The organism is Burkholderia sp. NFPP32 (assembly GCF_900119325.1).
Classification (GTDB): Bacteria; Pseudomonadota; Gammaproteobacteria; order Burkholderiales; family Burkholderiaceae; genus Burkholderia; species Burkholderia pyrrocinia_C.
This window is the reverse complement of sequence record NZ_FPJP01000036.1, coordinates 21,891-39,608: the sequence shown is the minus strand read 5'-3', so window position 1 is coordinate 39,608 and position 17,718 is coordinate 21,891. Positions and strand designations below refer to the sequence as shown.

Below are 17,718 nucleotides of genomic sequence, written 5' to 3'. Positions count from 1 at the left end.
GACTTCTTCGTCGGACAGGTCGAACGCGTGTTGGAGATACAGCAGGCCGGCGATCAGCCTTGGCGAGGTGGCCGGCCGGCCCTTGCGTGAAACGAAGCTCTCGCTCATCGATGCACCCAACCGATCCCAGTTGATCAGATCGGCCAAACTGACCAGTGGATGCTTCAAGTTGATCTGTTCACGCAACGGGTGCCGGAAGAAATCTCCCTCCGTCACAGGCGTCTTCGGACCCATCCGCACCTCGTCGAAATTTGCAGGGTTCACGCGTCAATATGCCCGTACCCTGCAATTCTCACAACCTCATTTGGCGTTCAGAACCACGCCACATAAGGCGCTCACGATTGTTCATGGTCGACTACTTATCATGTTGATCGAGCCTGTCAACCGAGTCTGTCACTCCATACTCCAATCCGCGCCGCGCCATATTATCGAATGGTTTATATGTGCTGCCTTTGCAAATTTTGTCGAAGACAATCTTCCCATCCTTTTCGACGTAAACCTCCCCTGGCACGAGCGCGTTTGAAACTACGTAGGTATAACGCTCGCTCACGAACTTCAGGTGGCTTCCGAGACCATCCGGCAATCTCGAAACGTCTACAATGGAAATTTTTCCGCGAGGAGGTAGAAGTTTGCCAGGGAATCTATATTCAATATGGCCATGCGTACCGAAACGATACTGCACATATCCGTGATCAGGAGAAATGTTATCAGCCGCACAAACAGATGCTATCTTATTGGAATCATATAACTCACAGCTAAAATACTCAATCTCGCCTTGATGGCAGAGGCTTGTCGCCCCAAGAAAATCAGCGGCTTTGGCCGACACCAAAAAATTGGCAACTGTAATTATCAGCAGGATGGCATTCCTTATATATTTTTTCATGCAAGACCTCCCCATTTTCGGATTTCTGCGAAATTTTCCCTCCTGCCACCAATACTTTCCGCCTTCATCTTATTAGGCTTTCCTTTGAATAATCCTGGATTGATCACCTTGCTGATAGAATCAACGACATCTTGAGCATCACCTTGGTCCGCGAGGCTATATAGACTATGGGCAACCCAAAAGAAACATGCTGATCGGACGGCATACTTGACCTGCCCAACGCTTTCGGGATCGGCCTCGAAATCCACGGCCGCCTCTTTGGGCCACGCATCGGCATTTTCTTTATGCCATTTCGTGAAGCGCTGGTACCCACCTCGATGTGTCAGCTGAATCATGCCTCGACCGCGATAACGGTAACCGTCACCGCTTCCTGGCTCTCCGTTACCATCCCGACCCGCGTAAACTCGGTTAGCGATAGCTTCCTCGTTAGCCGGATGGTCTTTTGTCCTTCCATATTCTCTTGCCTCTTCCGGATGTTTTGAGAAATAGGAAAACGTTCCGGTAGTAAGAGCCTCGGCAGCATAATTTAGACTTTCGTCGTGTAGCAACAAGGCTGATCCTGTTTCTTGCTTTACCTGAGCAAAGAAATGCTCTCTTCTGGAAACATTATCCAGTTTATACAACGTGATGTGCACGTTCAGCTCATCAACAACTTCCTGGAGCGTGTTTTCTGACGCATTGGGAAATATATGCTGGAGCATTGACAACGTGAATTGGAACATTGATGCAAAATTCGCGATCAAGCTGACCGGATTGACATGAAAAACCTCCGGCTCCGGAAAGCCCGGTACGCCGGCCTTCACCTCACTCCACCACGCAAGCTTCTCGATCCGCTCCTGCTCTTTCTCGTGTTGCGGCTTTGACCCCGTCTGCTTCTCCAGTTCGGCGATCAGTTGCTTCCATTTCGACGGATTCGCCCACTCGCTCTCATGCTTGACGATCAGCCGAGACGCCGCCTGCATTAGCCACGGATATCCGCCACGCTCCGTCTGCGACAGCGCGCACAGTTCGTCGGCCGCTTGCTTCCCGTCGCCTTTTGTGAACAGGGCGCCGTATACCTTCTGCATCAACGGGCTGAGATTCACACGCGAAGCGAGGTCGGCAACATTGGCGCCGCTCGCATAGTCAACCCACTTCTGGGTTGTCGCAAAGATCGTATGCGCCGAATCATGGGTATCCGCCAGACACTCGAAGTCGATCCACTTCTGTGCGAATTCCCGCGTCACCCGACCGCCCGCGTGGTTGAAGTCGCACACCCAACCGTCAATCGGCTGACCTTGTGCATTCACACCGTCAACATGCCACCAGTTCACCGGAAAACCCGGATCTGGATTCGGACGCGGCTCGGCGACTCGTCGATTCGGGTCACGTGCCAGTTCAGCAAGCGAATACACCTGAACGGCGTCCGTCTTTCTCGACTGTGGGTCAACACCAGGGACAAATTTTGTCTTGTCTTGAGTACGTTGATACAGCACCGTCCCCGGCGCGATCCGCAGGATCGTCGGCTCGGATGGCAGGCCCAGTGCCGCCCAGTCCTCCTTGTTCGGACCGTGTTGATTGACCCATGCACGTCCTTGTTCGAGGAACGACTGGATGCTGTCATCGCAGAAGACTTCGATGTGTGCCAGCCTGGTTCCGGACGTGCATTGGTTCAGCGAGTCATAGCGGCCAAGGTGCCCAATCAGGTCTCCTGCCTTGACTGGAATGCCGGACGCGTCACCTGGCACGCCCTGGCCAGTCGTCACGACAACCCGATCAAATAGAGAGTCCTCAACCGTCTCTTCGGCAACCGGACCACCGTTTTCCTGGCCAAGAAAGACCCACTTACCGATCGCATTCGACGGCTCGACGTATTCACCTGCTTTCTGTGGATACAGTGATGTCCCACGAAGATCCGTCAACTGTCCCCACGGCTTTCCATTCTTCGTCTCGATCTTCCCGATGCCGACGTTGGCGCCTTGCGGCAGAATCGCGATGGGGCTACCGCCCGGAGTCTTGCGAATACGCAGCCCCTGCTGCGCCGGATGGGGAGCCTGCCCGCTTCGGCCTGACGCTTGCTTGTCCTGCGCATACTGCGTCACCAGCCACTGCCGCGGCCAATACGACGGCTTTTCACGCTTCGGGAAGTTTGCGTAGTCTTCCCAGGACATCAGATGCATGTATAAGCTGTAAAACGTCAGCTTCGTGTCCCGCGGGAATTCCATCGTGTGTCGCACCAGCGCAAAGGCCGTGCTATACGGCGCCTCGTACGGCGATCCGCCATCTGCCGTTGCAACCTCGCTGACCGGATAGGTCTTATTGGCGCGAAACGCAATTAACACACCATCGGCGATGCAGCGTAATCCCGCCTCGAGATCCAGGGCCTGTCCGGCACCCGCCTCCGTAACGTGAATCCCCCCGTGCCACATTCCCTTGCGGCTGACGAGATACGTGCCGGTCGGCTCACGTTCAGCAAGCAGCCGGTAAATCTCATGCTCATCCGTAAATCGTGAAGACGTCTCGGATTTGCTTTGTCCTTTGCGCAGGAAAGGAAAGGCAAACGGCAATTGCTTCAGGCCGGCAATGGCAGCCCCGAGAGTTGGCGATGCCTTGTTCAGTGCGGGCTTGTTGGTCACGATCCGACTTATCCAGAGGGTTTTTATCGTGAAAAGACCATACAATGCGATCCCGGATCTGGTTTATCCAAAATTGTCGACGCTATTCTTGAACAACGTCCCAACCCCGGTTTGTTCCGCCAAACGAAAGCGTCGCGCCTTCCCTACAGCTCAGAACGGCTTTGTTACAAACCGCAAAATTCCAGCATCAACCGCAAACGACAAGAAATCAATCGAGCCCCGCCTCAACGCAACGGGGCCGGCACACGCCAATGCACCAGCCCCGTTGAACAACGATTCTCCGCGCAGCCGCCTTACTTCGCCGGCGCCTTGTACGCGATGCAGTCGACCTCGACCTTGCAGTCGATGACCATGCTCGACTGCACGCACGCGCGCGCCGGCGGATGCTCGCCGAAGTACGACACGAACACCTTGTTGAACGACGCGAAATCGCGTGCGTCGTCGAGCCACACGCCGCAGCGCACGACGTGCTCGAGCCCATAACCGGCTTCCTTCAGGATCGCGATCACGTTCTCGATCGTCTGCTTCGACTGCGTGACGATCCCGCCTTCGACGACCTCGCCGTTCACCATCGGCGTCTGGCCCGACACGTACAGCCAGCCGTCGGCCTCGACCGCACGTGCGAACGGCATCACCTGGCCGCCGGTACCCTTCGCTTCGCCTACGCCATATCGCTTCATCGTTTCACTCCTTGTTTTGTCGACCCGGGCAGGTGCTTCAGCACCGCCCCGGATCCCATGCAACGCTCGGTTGCGGATGCGCGCGCCGGCAGCGGCGCGCGCGAAGATCGGAACAATCGCCGCGTCCGGACTCAGAACGCAGCTTCGGCGCCCACCGGCACGCGCTCGCCGCGCGCGACGAAGCCGCCGGCGCGCTCACCGGTCGGCTGGCCGTTCTCGTAGGTCAGCACGCCATTCACCCACACGGCATCGATCCCGTGCGCGGGCTGCTGCGGCTTCTCGAACGTCGCGGCGTCGATCACGCGCGCCGGATCGAACAGCACGAGATCCGCGTGATAGCCCACATGCACCTCTCCGCGCCGCGCGATCCCGTAGCGGCGCGCGGACAGCGACGTCATCTTGCGGATCGCCTCCTCGAGCGGCAGCAGGTTCGTGTCGCGCACGTAATGGCCGAGCACGCGCGGAAACGCGCCCCACAGCCGCGGGTGCGGCAGCGGATCGTTCGGCAGGCCGTCCGAACCGACCATCGTCGCCGGGTGCGACAGGATCCGCCGCACGTCGTCCTCGGACATGTTGTGGTACACGGCGCCCGCCGGGCGGATGCGCTGCGCGGCTTCCTGCTCGGTCACGCCCCAGTCGGCCGCGATCGCCTTCAGCAGCTTGCCCGCGACTTCCGGATGCGGCTCCGACCACGTGATCGTGATGTCGATGTCGCCGGTCACCTGCTTCAGGTCGAGCGTCGACGAGCTGCGGCTGTACGGATAGCAGTCGCAGCCGACCGGCTGGTAGCGGCGCGCGCCCTCGAGCGACGCGAGCACTTCGGTGCTGCGCCCCCAGTTCGACGGGCCCGCGCATTTCAGGTGCGAGATCACGACCGGCACCTGTGCATGGCGGCCGACGCGATACGCCTCGTCCATCGCGTCGAGGATCGCGTCGAACTCGGTGCGCATGTGCGTCGTGTACAGCGCGCCCGCATTCGCGAGCGGCTCGGCGAGCGCCATCACTTCCTCGGCCGGCGCCGCGAACGCGGAACCGTACGCGAGGCCCGACGACAAGCCGAGTGCGCCGTTCGCGAGTGCCTCCTCGAGCTGCGTGCGCATCGCGGCGATCTCGCCGCCGGTCGCCGCGCGGTCGAGGCGGTCCATCTGGTTGTTGCGCAGCGCCGTGTGGCCGACGAGCGCCGCGACGTTCACGGCCGGACGCGCTTCGTTCACGGCCGTGACGTAGTCGGCGAAGGTCGGGTACCGGAACGCGCCGCGCTCGCCGAGCAGGTTCATCGGATCGGGCGGATCGCCCGCGAGCGTCACCGGCGACGCGCTGATCCCGCAGTTGCCGACGATCACCGTCGTCACGCCCTGCGAGATCTTCGGCAGCATCTGCGGCGCCCGGATCACGTGCGTGTCGTCGTGCGTGTGCACGTCGACGAAGCCCGGCGCGAGCGCGCGGCCGTTCGCCTCGACGACGGTCTCGGCGAGCCAGTTCGACAGGTTGCCGATCGCCGCGATCACGCCGTTGCGGATCGCGACGTCGCGCGTGACGGGCGGTGCGCCGGTGCCGTCGTACAACTGCGCGCCGACGATCAGCGTATCGGCGGCTTCGGGATGCGAATGCATGGTCAGTCTCCTACCGGTTGACGGTCTCCGCCGCCGCGATGCGCATCGAGCGCATGCTTGATGCGGCGCAACGATTCTCGGCCCGCATCGCCGAGCCGCAGCGCGACTCCGGTGACGAGCACGTCGATCGCCATCATCATCGCGTAGCGCGATGTCGACGGCTTGTAAATGAAATCGGTTTCGAACGCGACGACCGGGATCAGGTGGTCGGCGAGCTTCGCGAGCGGCGAAGCCGGCGCGGTGATCGCGATCAGCTTCGCGCCGTAGCGTTTCGCGAGCCGGCAGCTCTCCAGCAGCTCGGGCACGCGCCCACTCACCGACAACGCGACGACAACTGCGTCGCGCGACAGCGTCGCGGACACCATCCGCTGCAGCAGGCTGTCCTGGTAACTCGCGACCGGCCGGCCAAAGCGCACGAGCCGGAAGCGCAGTTCGTCGGCGAGCATGGTCGAGCCGCCGCCCTGCCCGTACACATAGATCATCTTCGCGCCGGCAAGCAGGTCGGCCGCCGCGTCGAACGACGTGTTGCGCAGCAGTTGGTGGTTGTGCGCGAGCGCCACGCGAATCTCGTCGTAGACGACCGACGCGGGGCTCGCGTCGGCGGCCGGGGCATCGTCGGACGGCACCAGAAAACGCTGGCCGACGGCCGCCGCCTGCGCGACGAGCACCTTCAGTTCGCGCACGTCGCGGCAGCCGACGGCCTTCGCGAAACGCGTGACCGTCGCGGCGCTGACCTCCGCGTCGCGCGCGAGCGCGCCGATGCTCGCATGCGCGGCGCGCGCGAGATCGGCGAGGATGAACGCGGCGACCTTGCGCTCGGCTTCGCGCAGCTCGGGCGCGCATTCGGCGATCCTCGCGACGATGTCGAGGACCGGCGGGGCGGCCGAAGCCGGATGGGGCTCGGCCGCGAGCGGAGCGGACGGGGTGGCGGGCGTATTCATCTGCGGGAAAGGTTGCGAAGCTTGATGTTACTAAATAACATCACCGCGCCGATGCTACTTTCTGTACCATCGGCATGTCAACTTCAGTGCAATGCATAGTGATGATGGAGCGGGATGACATGAAAGTTACAAACTATCAGGAAGCGACGATCGATCCTTTCGGCAAGGGCCTCGGCAACCTGCCGAGCGCCAGCGTGCCGCTCGGCGACGCGGGCCGCCTCGAGTGGAACCTGCTCGCGGAAGACGTCAGCCTGCCGGCTGCCGTGCTTTACGAGGACCGCATCGAACACAACCTGAACTGGATGCAGGCCTTCGTCCAGCGGTATGGCGTCAAGTTCGCGCCGCACGGCAAGACGACGATGGCGCCGCAACTGTTCCGCCGCCAGCTCGATGCGGGCGCGTGGGGCATCACGCTCGCGACCGCGCACCAGACGCAGGCCGCGTATCACGGCGGCGTGCGGCGCGTGCTGCTCGCGAACCAGCTCGTCGGCCGCCAGAACATGACGATCATCGCCGGGCTGCTGTCCGATCCCGACTTCGAATTCTTCTGTCTCGTCGATTCCGCCGAGGGCGTCGACCAGCTCGGCCGCTTCTTCGGCGACGCGAAAAAAACGCTGAACGTGCTGCTCGAGCTCGGCGTGCCGGGCGGCCGCGCGGGCGTACGCGACGCCGCGCAGCGCGAGGCCGTGCTCGCCGCGCTCGCGCGCTATCCGGACACGCTGAAGCTGGCCGGCATCGAACTCTACGAAGGCGTGCTGAAGGAGGAAGGCGAGATCCGCGCGTTCCTGCAGGACGCGGTCGCGCTTACGCGCGAGCTGGCCGACGCCGGCCGCTTCGCGCGCACGCCGGCGATCCTGTCCGGCGCCGGTTCGGCGTGGTACGACGTGGTCGCGGAAGAATTCGCGAAGGCGTCCGACGCAGGCTTCGCGGAAGTCGTGCTGCGTCCGGGCTGCTACCTGACGCACGATGTCGGCATCTACAAGAAGGCGCAGACCGACGTGTTCGCGCGCAACCCGATCGCACGCACGATGGGCGAAGGGCTGCTGCCCGCGCTGCAGCTGTGGGCGTACGTGCAGTCGGTGCCGGAGCAGAATCGCGCGATCGTCGCGCTCGGCAAGCGCGACGCGGCGTTCGACGCGGGCCTGCCCGAGCCGGCGCGCCACTTCCGCCCGGGCCGCGACACCGCGCCGCGCGACGTCGCCGCCACCGAAGGCTGGGCCGTCACCGGGATGATGGACCAGCACGCGTACCTGCAGATCCCGCCGGGCGCCGACGTGAAGGTCGGCGACATGGTCGCGTTCGACATCTCGCACCCGTGCCTGACGTTCGACAAGTGGCGCCAGGTGCTCGTGCTCGATCCGCAGTTCCGCGTGACGGAAGTGGTCGAAACGTTCTTCTGACGCACGTTGCGCGCGCCGCCCCGCCGCTCGCGCGGGGCGGCCGTCACGCGCGCTTCAATCTGCCGGAGTACACTGCGCTTTCGTCCTCGGGGCTCCTCGCGGCCGTTGCGTCGGTCTGCCGCACGCGGCGCGAACGGGCCCTCAACGCTGCTTCACTGGAGAAAGCCATGGCCGCGAAGAAGATCCTGTTCCTGACCGGCGATTTCGCCGAAGACTACGAAACGATGGTGCCGTTCCAGGCGCTGCAGGCCGTCGGCCATCACGTCGACGCAGTCTGCCCGGGCAAGCGCGCGGGCGACAAGATCAAGACCGCGATCCACGATTTCGAGGGCGACCAGACCTATACCGAAAAGCCCGGCCACCAGTTCACGCTGAACGCGGCGTTCGACGACGTCGACGCATCGCGCTACGACGCGCTCGCAATCGCGGGCGGCCGTGCGCCCGAATATCTGCGACTCGACCCGAAGGTGATTTCGCTCGTGCGCGAGTTCGCTGCGGCCGGCAAGCCGATCGCCGCGATCTGCCACGCCGCGCAACTGCTCGCGGCCGCCGACGTGATCCGCGGCAAGCGCATCTCGGCCTACCCGGCCTGCGCGCCCGAGGTGAAGCTCGCGGGCGGCGAATACGCGGACATCCCGGTCGACGCGGCCGTGACCGACGCGCCGTTCGTCACCGCACCCGCGTGGCCCGCGCATCCGGCATGGCTCGCGCAGTTCCTCGCGCTGCTGGGCACGCGCATCGAGCTGTGAACCTGAAGTGAATTGAGATGAGATGAAGCGCCGGCCGGCGGCGGGATTTCATGCCCGCTTGCCGGTCGCGATCGGTCGCGGTCGCGGGCGCGGCGTGCGCGCGTGCCCGCGCCGCGCTTCAGCGCGCGACCGGCGTCGAACCGACGTCCGCGATCCGCGATTCCAGCATCGCCAGCGCGCCCGACAGCGCATTCAGCACGTCGTCCGGCAACTGCGCCACCGTCTGTTCGAGAAACGCCTTGCGGCGCGGCAGGCACGCGTCGAACGCGGCGCGGCCGTCGTCCGTCAGCGTCACGTTGGTCACGCGGTTGTCGCGTGCGTCGGACTCGCGCTCGATCCAGCCGAGCGCGTCGAGCGACTTCAACTGGCGCGTGAGCGCGCCCGGATCGATGCGCAGCACTTCGACGAGCTTCTTCTGCGACGAATGTCCGCCCATCGTGTGCAACGCGACCATGACGCGCCAGCGCGGCATCGGCTGCCCGACGTGCGCTTCGAACGCGGTCATGAACGCGCGATACGTGCGTCCGAATTGCTGCAAGATCGCGACGCGGTCCTGTTCTTCCATGCGCTGATTTCGTTTCCGGTGAATCGTTGAATCGTTAATCGGCCGCGACGTGCGGCTCGATCTTGCGCCGCAGCGCGATCGGCGGCACGCGGCGGCACTGCCACACCGACACCACGGCGACGACGGCCGCCATCGCGACGCCCAGGTGAATCGCGCCGACGAGCGCTTCGCGGGCCGCTTCCAGCAGCAGCGCGCCATTATGCCCGGCGCGCGTCAGCTCCGCGACGAGACCGCCCTGCGCCGCCCGGTCGATCAGGATCTGCGGATCGGCGAGCTGCGCATGCCACTGCATCGCATGGTCGGCCGCGAGTGCATTGCGCACGCCGCCAGAATACATCTGGTTGACGAGCGTGCCCGTCAGCGCGGTGCCGATCATCCCGCCGACCATCCGCAGCGACTGCAGCAGCGCCGTCGCGATGCCGAGATGCTCGCGGCCGGCCGCCTGCTGCGCGAATACCGTGAGGTTCGGCAGCACGAAGCCGAGCCCGATGCCGCCCGCGACCATCAGCGCCATCAGCATCCAGGTCGGCGTCGTGTGCGTCGACACGACGATGCCCGCGCATGCGATCGCGAACAGCACGAAGCCGACGTGCAGCATCGCGTTCGGATTGCGGATGCGCGTGACGACGCGGCCGTTCATGATGCTGCCGATCGTGATGAACACGACGAGCGGCGTGATCACGAGCCCGGCCTCCTTCGGCGACATCCCGAAGCCGCCCTGGAACAGCAACGGCGCGTAGAACAGCAGCGAGAACATCGAGAAGCCGGCGAGGATCGCGAGCACGAACAGCGCCGACAGCGCGCGGTTGCCGAACATGTCGAACGGCAGAATCGGCTGCGCGCAGCGCTTCTCCCAGTGCCACAGGCCGACGCCCGCCGCGACCGCGACGACGAGCAGCAGCGACGCCCAGCTCGCGACGCCGTACTTCGGCAGCCATTCGACGAACAGCTGCAGCGCGCCGAGCGACAGCGCGATCAGCAGCGCGCCCGGCCAGTCGAGCCGCATCTTGCGATCGTGCTCGACGTGGCGCAGGTGCGGCAGGTAGCGCCACACGAACAGCAGCGACAGCAGACCGACCGGCAGGTTCACGTAGAACACCGAGCGCCAGCCGAACGACTGGGTCAGCACGCCGCCGAGCGACGGGCCGACCGCGTTCGCGATCCCGAAGGCCGAGCTCATCAGCACCTGCCAGCGCAGCCGCACGACCGAATCGGGGAACAGGTCGGGAATGCACGCGAACGCGGTGCCGACCAGCATCCCGCCGCCGATCCCCTGCAGCCCGCGCGCGAGCACGAGGGTCAGCATGTCGTTGGCCATCCCGCACAGCACGGACGCACCGGTGAACACGACGATCGACACGATCACGAACGGCTTGCGGCCGTAGTAGTCGCCGAGGCGGCCGAAGATCGGCACCGTGATCACGGAACTGAGCAGGTACGAGGTCGCGACCCACGCGTACAGGTCGAAGCCCCTCAACTCGGCGACGATGGTCGGCAGCGCGGTGCCGACGACGGTCTGGTCGAGCGCGACGAGCATGGTGACGAACGAGATCCCGATCATCGCCAGCAGCGATTCGCGGAACGGCAGGACTTGCCCGCTCGAATGGTGGGCGGCAGTATGGACGGCCATTTTTTGTTGATGCAACTTTTGACGAGTCAAACAATCTCAAAATTCTAGCATGTCGGAGTAATCTAGGCCGGCGGCGGTCAAACCGCCCCCCGGCCACCAAGGAGAAAGATGGAACCGATTTCAATCACCCCAGCGACGACGCTGTCGCCGGAGGACCGGGACGCGCTGCGGCGCGCGAAGCAGGTGCTGGAAAGCCCGTCGCTGACGATGAAGCTGACGGGCGTGCTCGGCGCGCCGGTCGAGAAGATGATCGCGCGGCTGCCTGATTTCGCGACCGGCAAGATCAACGATGCGACGCAGCTCGCGCTGCGCAAGTGCCTGAACATCGCGCTGCGCACGCTCGGCAAGCCGCAGGCGCCGGACGCCGAGCCCGAGAAACCCAGCAACCTGCTGCACAAGCTCGCGGTCGCGACAACCGGCGCGGCGGGCGGCGCGTTCGGCTTTCTCGCGCTGCCGGTCGAACTGCCGGTGACGACCACGCTGATCTTCCGCTCGGTGTGCGACATCGCGCGCAGCGAGGGCGAGGATCTCGCGTCGGTGGAGTCGCAGTTGCAATGCCTGGCCGTGCTCGGCATGGGCGGCAACCCGGACAAGCAGGAAGAGGACGCCGATCTCGGCTATTTCGTGCTGCGCGGCGCACTCGCGCAGGCGATCTCGAAGGCGTCGTCGGACATCACGACGAAAGGCATCGCCGCGCACAGCTCGGCGGCGGTGTTCAAGCTGGTCCAGACGGTGGCATCGCGGTTCTCGGTGCAGGTGACCGAGCAGATGGCCGCGAAGTCGATCCCGGCGATCGGCGCCGTGCTCGGCGCGACCGTCAACACGCTGTTCATCGACCACTTCCAGCAGATGGCGCACGGCCACTTCACCGTGCGCCGCCTCGAGCGCAAGTACGGCCCGGCGGCCATCCAGGCCGCGTATCAGACGATCGACGCCTCGCCGACGCGCTGAACCGCGCGTTCGACCGCGACGCGGCGCAGGAACGCGGCCGCGCGGTCGAGCGCATCGCGCGCTTCCGGCACCATCGGTGCGTAAAGCTGCCACACGTGCGGCATGTCCGGCCACACCTCGATCTCGACCGGCACGCCGGCCGCCTTCGCCTTCTCCGCGACACGGCGCGAATCGTCCAGCAGCACCTCGGTGCTGCCGACCTGGATATACAGCGGCGGCAGGCCCGCGAAATCCGCATAGAGCGGCGATGCGTATGGATGCGTCGCCAGCGCGTCGCCGAGGTACAGCTTCGCGGCCTTCGGCAGCGCGGCGCCGGCGAACATCGGATCGGCGCCGTCGTTGGTGCGCATCGTATCGCCCGTGCCGGCCAGGTCGGTCCACGGCGAGAACAGGATCGCGCCGGCCGGCAACGGCTCGCCGCGATCGCGCAACGCGACGAGCGTCGCGAGCGCGAGGCCGCCGCCGGCCGAATCGCCGCCGAGCACGATCGACTCGGGCGGCGTGCCGAGCGCCAGCAGTTGCCGGTACGCGGCCAGCGCATCGTCGAGCGCGGCCGGGAAGCGGTCTTCGGGTGCAAGCCGGTAGTCGAGCGAGAACGAGCGCACGCCCGCGCGCTTCGTCAGGCCGAACACGAGCGGCCGGTGGGTCTTCGTCGAACAGAAGTAATAGCCGCCGCCGTGAAAGTACAGCAGCGTGCGGCCGGGCGCGCGACCCGCGCCCGTGTCGGTGCGTTCGAGCCATTCGCCGCGCAGCGGCGCGTCGCCCGCGCCATGACATTCGCGCAGCCGGTAGCCCGACGGCGCACGGCGCGGCACGACCATCCGCAGGTCGGTAAAGCGCCGTGCGCGGGCGGGATCGAGCACCTCGCGCGTGGTCTCGGGACGGAACTGCCAGCGCAGCAGCCAGCAGGCGAACTTGCTTTGCCAACTCATCGGACGCACTCCGTAATCACAGTGTGACGATGGTACGTGCGATCGTTCCGGCGCCGTTCGAACGGAGCCTCTACATCAAACGCCGGCGCTCAGTTCGCCGGCATCAGCTGGCCGCGGATCTCCCCGGACGGGTGCTCCTTCGTATGGACGTTGAAATACCACTTGCCGCCCATCAGGTCGGTGACCTGCGCGTCGGTCAGCACCTTCGAGCCCTTGATCGGGCTCGCGAGCTCGTCCTTCGGAATCGGCACCTGCACGCCGGCGTTCTGGCCGACCGGCGCGGGCCCATGGAAGTGCGCGGCCGTCGCCGGGCCGGTGAGGTGTTCGTAAGTCACCATCCATTGCAGCGTGCGGCTGGCCGTGTCGTAGGTGGCGTCGACGGCGCCCGAGCCCTTCGTCGCCGTCGGCGGCACTTCGCTCGACGGCTGAAGACTGGCGGACAGGCGTACCGTTTCGGCAGCGGCGCTGCCGGCGGCCAGCACGCCCGCGAGTAACGCGACCTGGAACAAACGCAGCTTGAGCATGGACTCTCCTTGCACGACGTTTTACGCCGCCCGAACGGGAGCGTTACACATGATGGTAGTCGATCGCCGCCGATCCGGGAGTCCTCCGAACGGCCGTGCCGCGAATCGCCGCACGCCCATCGGCGCGCCGCGCACGGCAGGTCGTCTCGCGCGACGCATCGCGTCAGTCTGCGTCAACCTGGAAGAGACCTTTGCAGCCTGACGCCTGAATCCGCGCGCGGCCTTTCGCTACACTTCGTCTCACAGTTGCTTGTTTCCTTCGTCCGAAGGAGTCTGCGAGTATTCACGCGGCCACCCGGCCGCGTTTTTTTTGCATGCGCCGCGCGGCCTGGCGATGTGACATGCCGGCATCGCAACGTGAATCCGAATTCGTCATATGACAAGCATGACGAAGCAATTTCCGCCGCTTCTCCTTCGCATCGAATATCGCGCTGCCCATCCTGTCGTGCGGCGCGAAGACGCGCACCAGGCCGGCCTCGGCTACCGCTTCTAGCGGCCCCGCGGCCGCCCCGCGTCACGCGCGATAGCCGGGATCGATGCGATCGACGATGCGCTGCAGCGCGTCGAACGCATCCTGCCCCGCGCCATGCTTCGGGTCGAAATTCAGCGAATCGCGCACGCACGCTTCGAGCACGGGCGGCACGATCGGCAGCGCGTCGCCGATCGCGTGCGTGGCAACCTGCACCTCGCATGCGCGGTTGAGCAGCCACATCAGCGAGAACGTCTGCGCGAGCGTCGCGCCGATCGTCACCGGTCCGTGGTTGCGCAGCAGCAGCACCGGCCGCCCGCCGGCGCTCTCGACGATGCGCCGCCCCTCCTCCAGATGCACGGTGATGCCCTCGAAGTCGTGATACGCGATCTTCCCGTACAACTGCGCCGAATAGAAATTCGAGAACGACAGCCCGTCGCGCGAACAGCACACGGCCATCGTGGGCGTCGTGTGCACGTGCATCACGCAGTGCGCGTCGGGCAGCGCCGCATGGATCGCGCTGTGGAACGTGAAGCCGGCCGGATTGATCGGCCAGTCGGAATGGCCGATCACGTTGCCGTCGATGTCGATCTTTACAAGGTTCGACGCACACACCTCGCGGTAATGGAGCCCGAACGGGTTGATCAGGAAATGCCCGTCCTCGCCCGGCACGCGCAGCGAGATATGGTTGTAGATCAGCTCGGTCCAGCCGAGATGATCGAAGATGCGGTAGGCCGCCGCGAGCTGCACGCGCGCCTGCCATTCGGCTTCGGAGAAGCGGGCGGGACGCGTAAACGGCTGGTTCGGTACACGTTGCATGGGGGGCACTCCGGTTGCGGGCGTGCGCGTCCGCGCGGGCGGCTGCGCGCATCGTCCATCGTCTCCTGGCGCCGCACGCGGCTCATGCGGCTCATGCGGCTCATGCGGCGCGTCGTTCGGTCACCGCCCCGGCCCGCATTGCGAGAGCCGTCCGGCGACGTCTTCACGATACGCACATCGTTGCGCACACAACCATATCACCTTTCCCCGCGCACCGGTATCGCGGGTTTGGCCTGAGCCGTTCCGGCCCTTACAACTGGTCGTCGACCGGCAGCAGCGTGAAGATGCCGGTCATCAGGTTGCGCAGCAGCCCCGCGTGCGGATCGACGTGATAAGTGGTCGGCCGGCCGTCGTCCGTGCCCGTCCACTCGAGTTCGGGCGCGCCGCCGCCCGCCGGCGTCGCGAGGCTCACGCGATAGCTTTCGTCCGGCTGCGTCACGCGCGCGAAGATCGTCGCGACCTGCTGCGCGAGCGCCGGACTGTGGATCACGAGCGCCAGTTCGGTATTCAGGTGCGCGGAACGCGGATCGAGATTCATCGAGCCGATCACGAGGATCTTCCGGTCGATCACGTACGCCTTCGCGTGCAGGCTCGCGCGCGAGCGCGACCCGAACAGGCGCGGGCGCTGCCGGCCGGGCTGCGCCTTGAACTCGTACAACTCGACGCCGTGCCGCAGCAGCGGCACGCGGTATGGCCCGTAGCCGGCCTGCACCGCAACCGCGTCGGTCGCGGCGAGCGAATTCGTCAGGATCGCGACGCGCACGCCGCGCGCGGTCGTGTCGCCGAGAATCTTCACGCCCGCGTCGTGCGGCACGAAATACGGCGAGAACGCGAGGAATTCCTGCTGCGCGCCGCGCGTCAGTTCGACGAGGCGCCGCATCGGCGGGCTCACGTATGCGTCGGTCGGCTGCGCGACCTTGTCGGGCGCGTCGGCCTTGAACTCGGCCTGCGCCCACACGAGCGCGAGCTCGTCGCGCGCGATCTGCTGCGCAAGCGGCGTCGCGTTCAGCGGCTTCGCGTTGTACGGATCGGCGTTCTGGCGCCAGTGGGCGCGCAACTCGTCGCGCATCGCGTCGAGATCCTTCGGATCGAACGACTGGTGATTCAGCACGCGCAGCGGATAGCTGCTCGCGCTCGCCCAGTAGGTGTCGAAGCTCGCCGAGATGTCGGTCGTCACGGGGCCGGCGGCGAGCACGTCGAGATCGCGGAACTGCAGCGTCGGGCTCGCGCTGAAGTATTCGTCGCCGAGATTGCGGCCGCCGACGATCGCAATCCGGTTGTCCGCGATCATCGCCTTGTTGTGCATCCGGCGCGTGAAGCTGTCGATACTCGTGAAGAAATTGGTCGTGCGCTCGACCATGCCCTGCTGCGACGCGCCGAACGGGTTGAACACGCGGATCTCGATGTTCGGGTGCGTGTTCAGCGCGGCCATGATGCGGTCGATGTCACGGAAGTTCAGGTCGTCGACCAGCATCCGCACACGCACGCCGCGATCGGCGGCGTACAGCGCCGCGGCGAGCAGCAGCTTGCCCGTCGTGTCCTCGGTTGCGATGTAGTACTGCATGTCGAGCGTCTTCGTCGCGGCGCGCGCGAGCGCGATGCGCATCTGCAACGCCTCGGCGCCGTCCGCCAGCAGCCGAAAACCCGACTGGCCCGGATGCGCGGCCTCGGGCGCGGCCAGCGCGTCGCGCAGCGGCGTCGCGGTATCGGACGGCAATGCATGGGAAACCGGGCGATCGAGCGTGGTGGCGGGCGGATGCGTCGCGCACGCGGCGACGAGCGACAGCAGCACGCAGACGGCCAGCGCACGGGCCGAGCCGCATGCGGCGCGCCACGACAGCGCGGCCTGCGCGCGCCGGATGAAGGACGTGAGCACGGAAGCTTCCTCGACTGGCGGAACAAGGGTCCGCATTCGCCGCGGCGCGAGGCTGGCGGGCGGTTCCAGCCGATTTTAGTGGGCGCCCGATGAACCGGTCAATCGCGCGGGTGGCGCAAGCGGCACCCCGCTGCGGCAGCGGGCGACGTGGGCGGCCCGCGAACGCCCGCGTGCCTGGCGTCGAGGTCCGACCGCCCCGGATCCGCCCGTCGGGCGGCCCGTGCACCGAAACGGTCCGACCAATCTCATGCCCCGTCGCCGCTGCGCTCGAAATGGCTGCGCACGTAGTCGATATGCGTCTGCATCGCGGTGCGCGCCTCTTCGGGCCGATGCGCGCAGATCGCGTCGCACACGACACGGTGCTGCAGCAACAGCAGCTCGGACGCCTGCTCGTCGTCCGTCGTCATGCCCGCCACGTTGATCGAGATGTGCTCGCGCAGCATCCCGATCACGCTCGTATGCAGGTGCAGGAACATTGTGTTGTGCGACGCAAGCGCGATCGCCTCGTGCAGCTTCGCGTCGGTCGCGGCTTCGACGGCCGCGTCGTTGTTCGCATGCGCGGTTTCGAGTTCGCGCAGCAGCGTGCGGATCCGGCGCCGGTCGTTCGCATCGGCCCGCAGCGCGGCGAAATACGCGGTCGCGCCTTCGAGCACACGGCGGAATTCGAGGATGTCGTCGCGCAGCGCCGGATGATCGGCGACCAGCTGGCCCCACGGCGACGCGATGCCCGCGCGCAACTGGTCCGTCACATAGACGCCCGCGCCGCGCCGGCTCTGCAGCAGCCCGCGCGCGACGAGCCGCTGGGTCGCCTCGCGCACCGTGTTGCGCGCGACGCCGTACTGCTGCGCGAGCACGCGCTCGGCCGGCAGGCGCGCGCCGGCCGGCCAGGTGCCGTCGAGCAGCGCCGTCTCGATCTTGCGCATCACCACTTCGGTCCGGCCCCGTGCCGTCATCGCTGCCATCGTCTCGTCTCCCCCGGAATGCCCGTCGCGCCGATTGGCCCAACCAATTTGAGCTGCGGCGCCGTCGCGGGAATTATGCAGCGAAATCGTCGTCCCGCATCCGCATGCC

The 17,718-nt window shown here is 65.5% G+C and carries 15 protein-coding genes and 1 pseudogene; 3 read left to right on the top strand and 13 right to left on the bottom strand.

Going from position 1 to position 17,718, the window contains the following annotated elements; all coding sequences use genetic code 11:
• From BT264_RS34990 to BT264_RS34970, 6 genes and pseudogenes are all read right to left on the bottom strand, one after another.
• Positions 1-234, bottom strand: a pseudogene (locus BT264_RS34990) (IS5/IS1182 family transposase); the annotation flags it as partial.
• A gap of 121 nt (positions 235-355) precedes the next feature.
• The gene (locus tag BT264_RS38795; RefSeq protein WP_143155812.1) at positions 356-883 is read right to left on the bottom strand and encodes a hypothetical protein; all 528 of its coding nucleotides are present in this window, start codon (positions 881-883) and stop codon (positions 356-358) included.
• Complete coding sequence (locus BT264_RS34985; protein WP_177318444.1) at positions 880-3,498, bottom strand: glycoside hydrolase family 19 protein; 2,619 nt, start codon at positions 3,496-3,498, stop codon at positions 880-882. Before BT264_RS34985 ends, BT264_RS38795 begins: the two co-directional genes overlap by 4 nt.
• 293 nt (positions 3,499-3,791) lie before the next feature.
• Entirely contained in the window at positions 3,792-4,178 is a 387-nt protein-coding gene (locus tag BT264_RS34980; RefSeq protein WP_006751946.1) for a RidA family protein, read from the bottom strand.
• A gap of 131 nt (positions 4,179-4,309) precedes the next feature.
• The gene (locus BT264_RS34975; RefSeq protein WP_072445131.1) at positions 4,310-5,791 is read right to left on the bottom strand and encodes an N-acyl-D-amino-acid deacylase family protein; all 1,482 of its coding nucleotides are present in this window, start codon (positions 5,789-5,791) and stop codon (positions 4,310-4,312) included.
• A 2-nt stretch (positions 5,792-5,793) separates the two neighbouring features.
• Positions 5,794-6,732: a MurR/RpiR family transcriptional regulator gene (locus BT264_RS34970; RefSeq protein WP_072445132.1), complete on the bottom strand. Its 939-nt coding sequence runs from the start codon at positions 6,730-6,732 to the stop codon at positions 5,794-5,796.
• 119 nt (positions 6,733-6,851) lie between these two features.
• Between BT264_RS34970 and BT264_RS34965 the strand changes: the two genes are divergently transcribed.
• Complete coding sequence (locus BT264_RS34965) at positions 6,852-8,132, top strand: amino acid deaminase (protein ID WP_072445133.1); 1,281 nt, start codon at positions 6,852-6,854, stop codon at positions 8,130-8,132.
• A 167-nt stretch (positions 8,133-8,299) separates the two neighbouring features.
• A complete protein-coding gene (locus tag BT264_RS34960) occupies positions 8,300-8,881 on the top strand; it encodes a DJ-1/PfpI family protein (RefSeq protein ID WP_034179017.1) in 582 nt (193 codons plus the stop codon).
• Positions 8,882-8,999: 118 nt separating this feature from the next.
• Here the strand turns inward: BT264_RS34960 and BT264_RS34955 are convergent, their stop codons facing one another.
• Positions 9,000-9,446, bottom strand: coding sequence for a MarR family winged helix-turn-helix transcriptional regulator (locus BT264_RS34955; protein ID WP_072445134.1), 447 nt, complete (start codon positions 9,444-9,446; stop codon positions 9,000-9,002).
• Between the two features lie 34 nt (positions 9,447-9,480).
• Positions 9,481-11,076, bottom strand: a complete 1,596-nt coding sequence (locus BT264_RS34950) for an MDR family MFS transporter (protein ID WP_072445135.1) — start codon at positions 11,074-11,076, stop codon at positions 9,481-9,483.
• 108 nt (positions 11,077-11,184) lie between these two features.
• Here BT264_RS34950 and BT264_RS34945 point away from each other — a divergent pair, with 108 nt between their 5' ends.
• On the top strand, positions 11,185-12,027 hold the full coding sequence (locus tag BT264_RS34945) for an EcsC family protein (RefSeq protein WP_072445136.1): 843 nt from the start codon (positions 11,185-11,187) through the stop codon (positions 12,025-12,027).
• Here BT264_RS34945 and BT264_RS34940 read toward each other — a convergent pair.
• From BT264_RS34940 to BT264_RS34915, 5 genes are all read right to left on the bottom strand, one after another.
• Positions 11,997-12,959, bottom strand: coding sequence for an alpha/beta hydrolase (locus tag BT264_RS34940; RefSeq protein ID WP_072445137.1), 963 nt, complete (start codon positions 12,957-12,959; stop codon positions 11,997-11,999). The genes BT264_RS34945 and BT264_RS34940 overlap by 31 nt on opposite strands.
• A gap of 89 nt (positions 12,960-13,048) precedes the next feature.
• Positions 13,049-13,483 carry a CHRD domain-containing protein gene (locus BT264_RS34935; protein ID WP_072445138.1) on the bottom strand — a complete coding sequence of 145 codons (435 nt, stop codon included), beginning with the start codon at positions 13,481-13,483 and terminating at the stop codon, positions 13,049-13,051.
• Between the two features lie 514 nt (positions 13,484-13,997).
• Positions 13,998-14,771: a class II aldolase/adducin family protein gene (locus BT264_RS34925; protein WP_072445140.1), complete on the bottom strand. Its 774-nt coding sequence runs from the start codon at positions 14,769-14,771 to the stop codon at positions 13,998-14,000.
• 250 nt (positions 14,772-15,021) lie between these two features.
• On the bottom strand, positions 15,022-16,647 hold the full coding sequence (locus tag BT264_RS34920) for a phospholipase D family protein (RefSeq protein ID WP_072445141.1): 1,626 nt from the start codon (positions 16,645-16,647) through the stop codon (positions 15,022-15,024).
• 245 nt (positions 16,648-16,892) lie between these two features.
• Positions 16,893-17,609, bottom strand: coding sequence for a FadR/GntR family transcriptional regulator (locus tag BT264_RS34915; protein WP_072445142.1), 717 nt, complete (start codon positions 17,607-17,609; stop codon positions 16,893-16,895).
• Positions 17,610-17,718 lie beyond the last annotated feature (109 nt).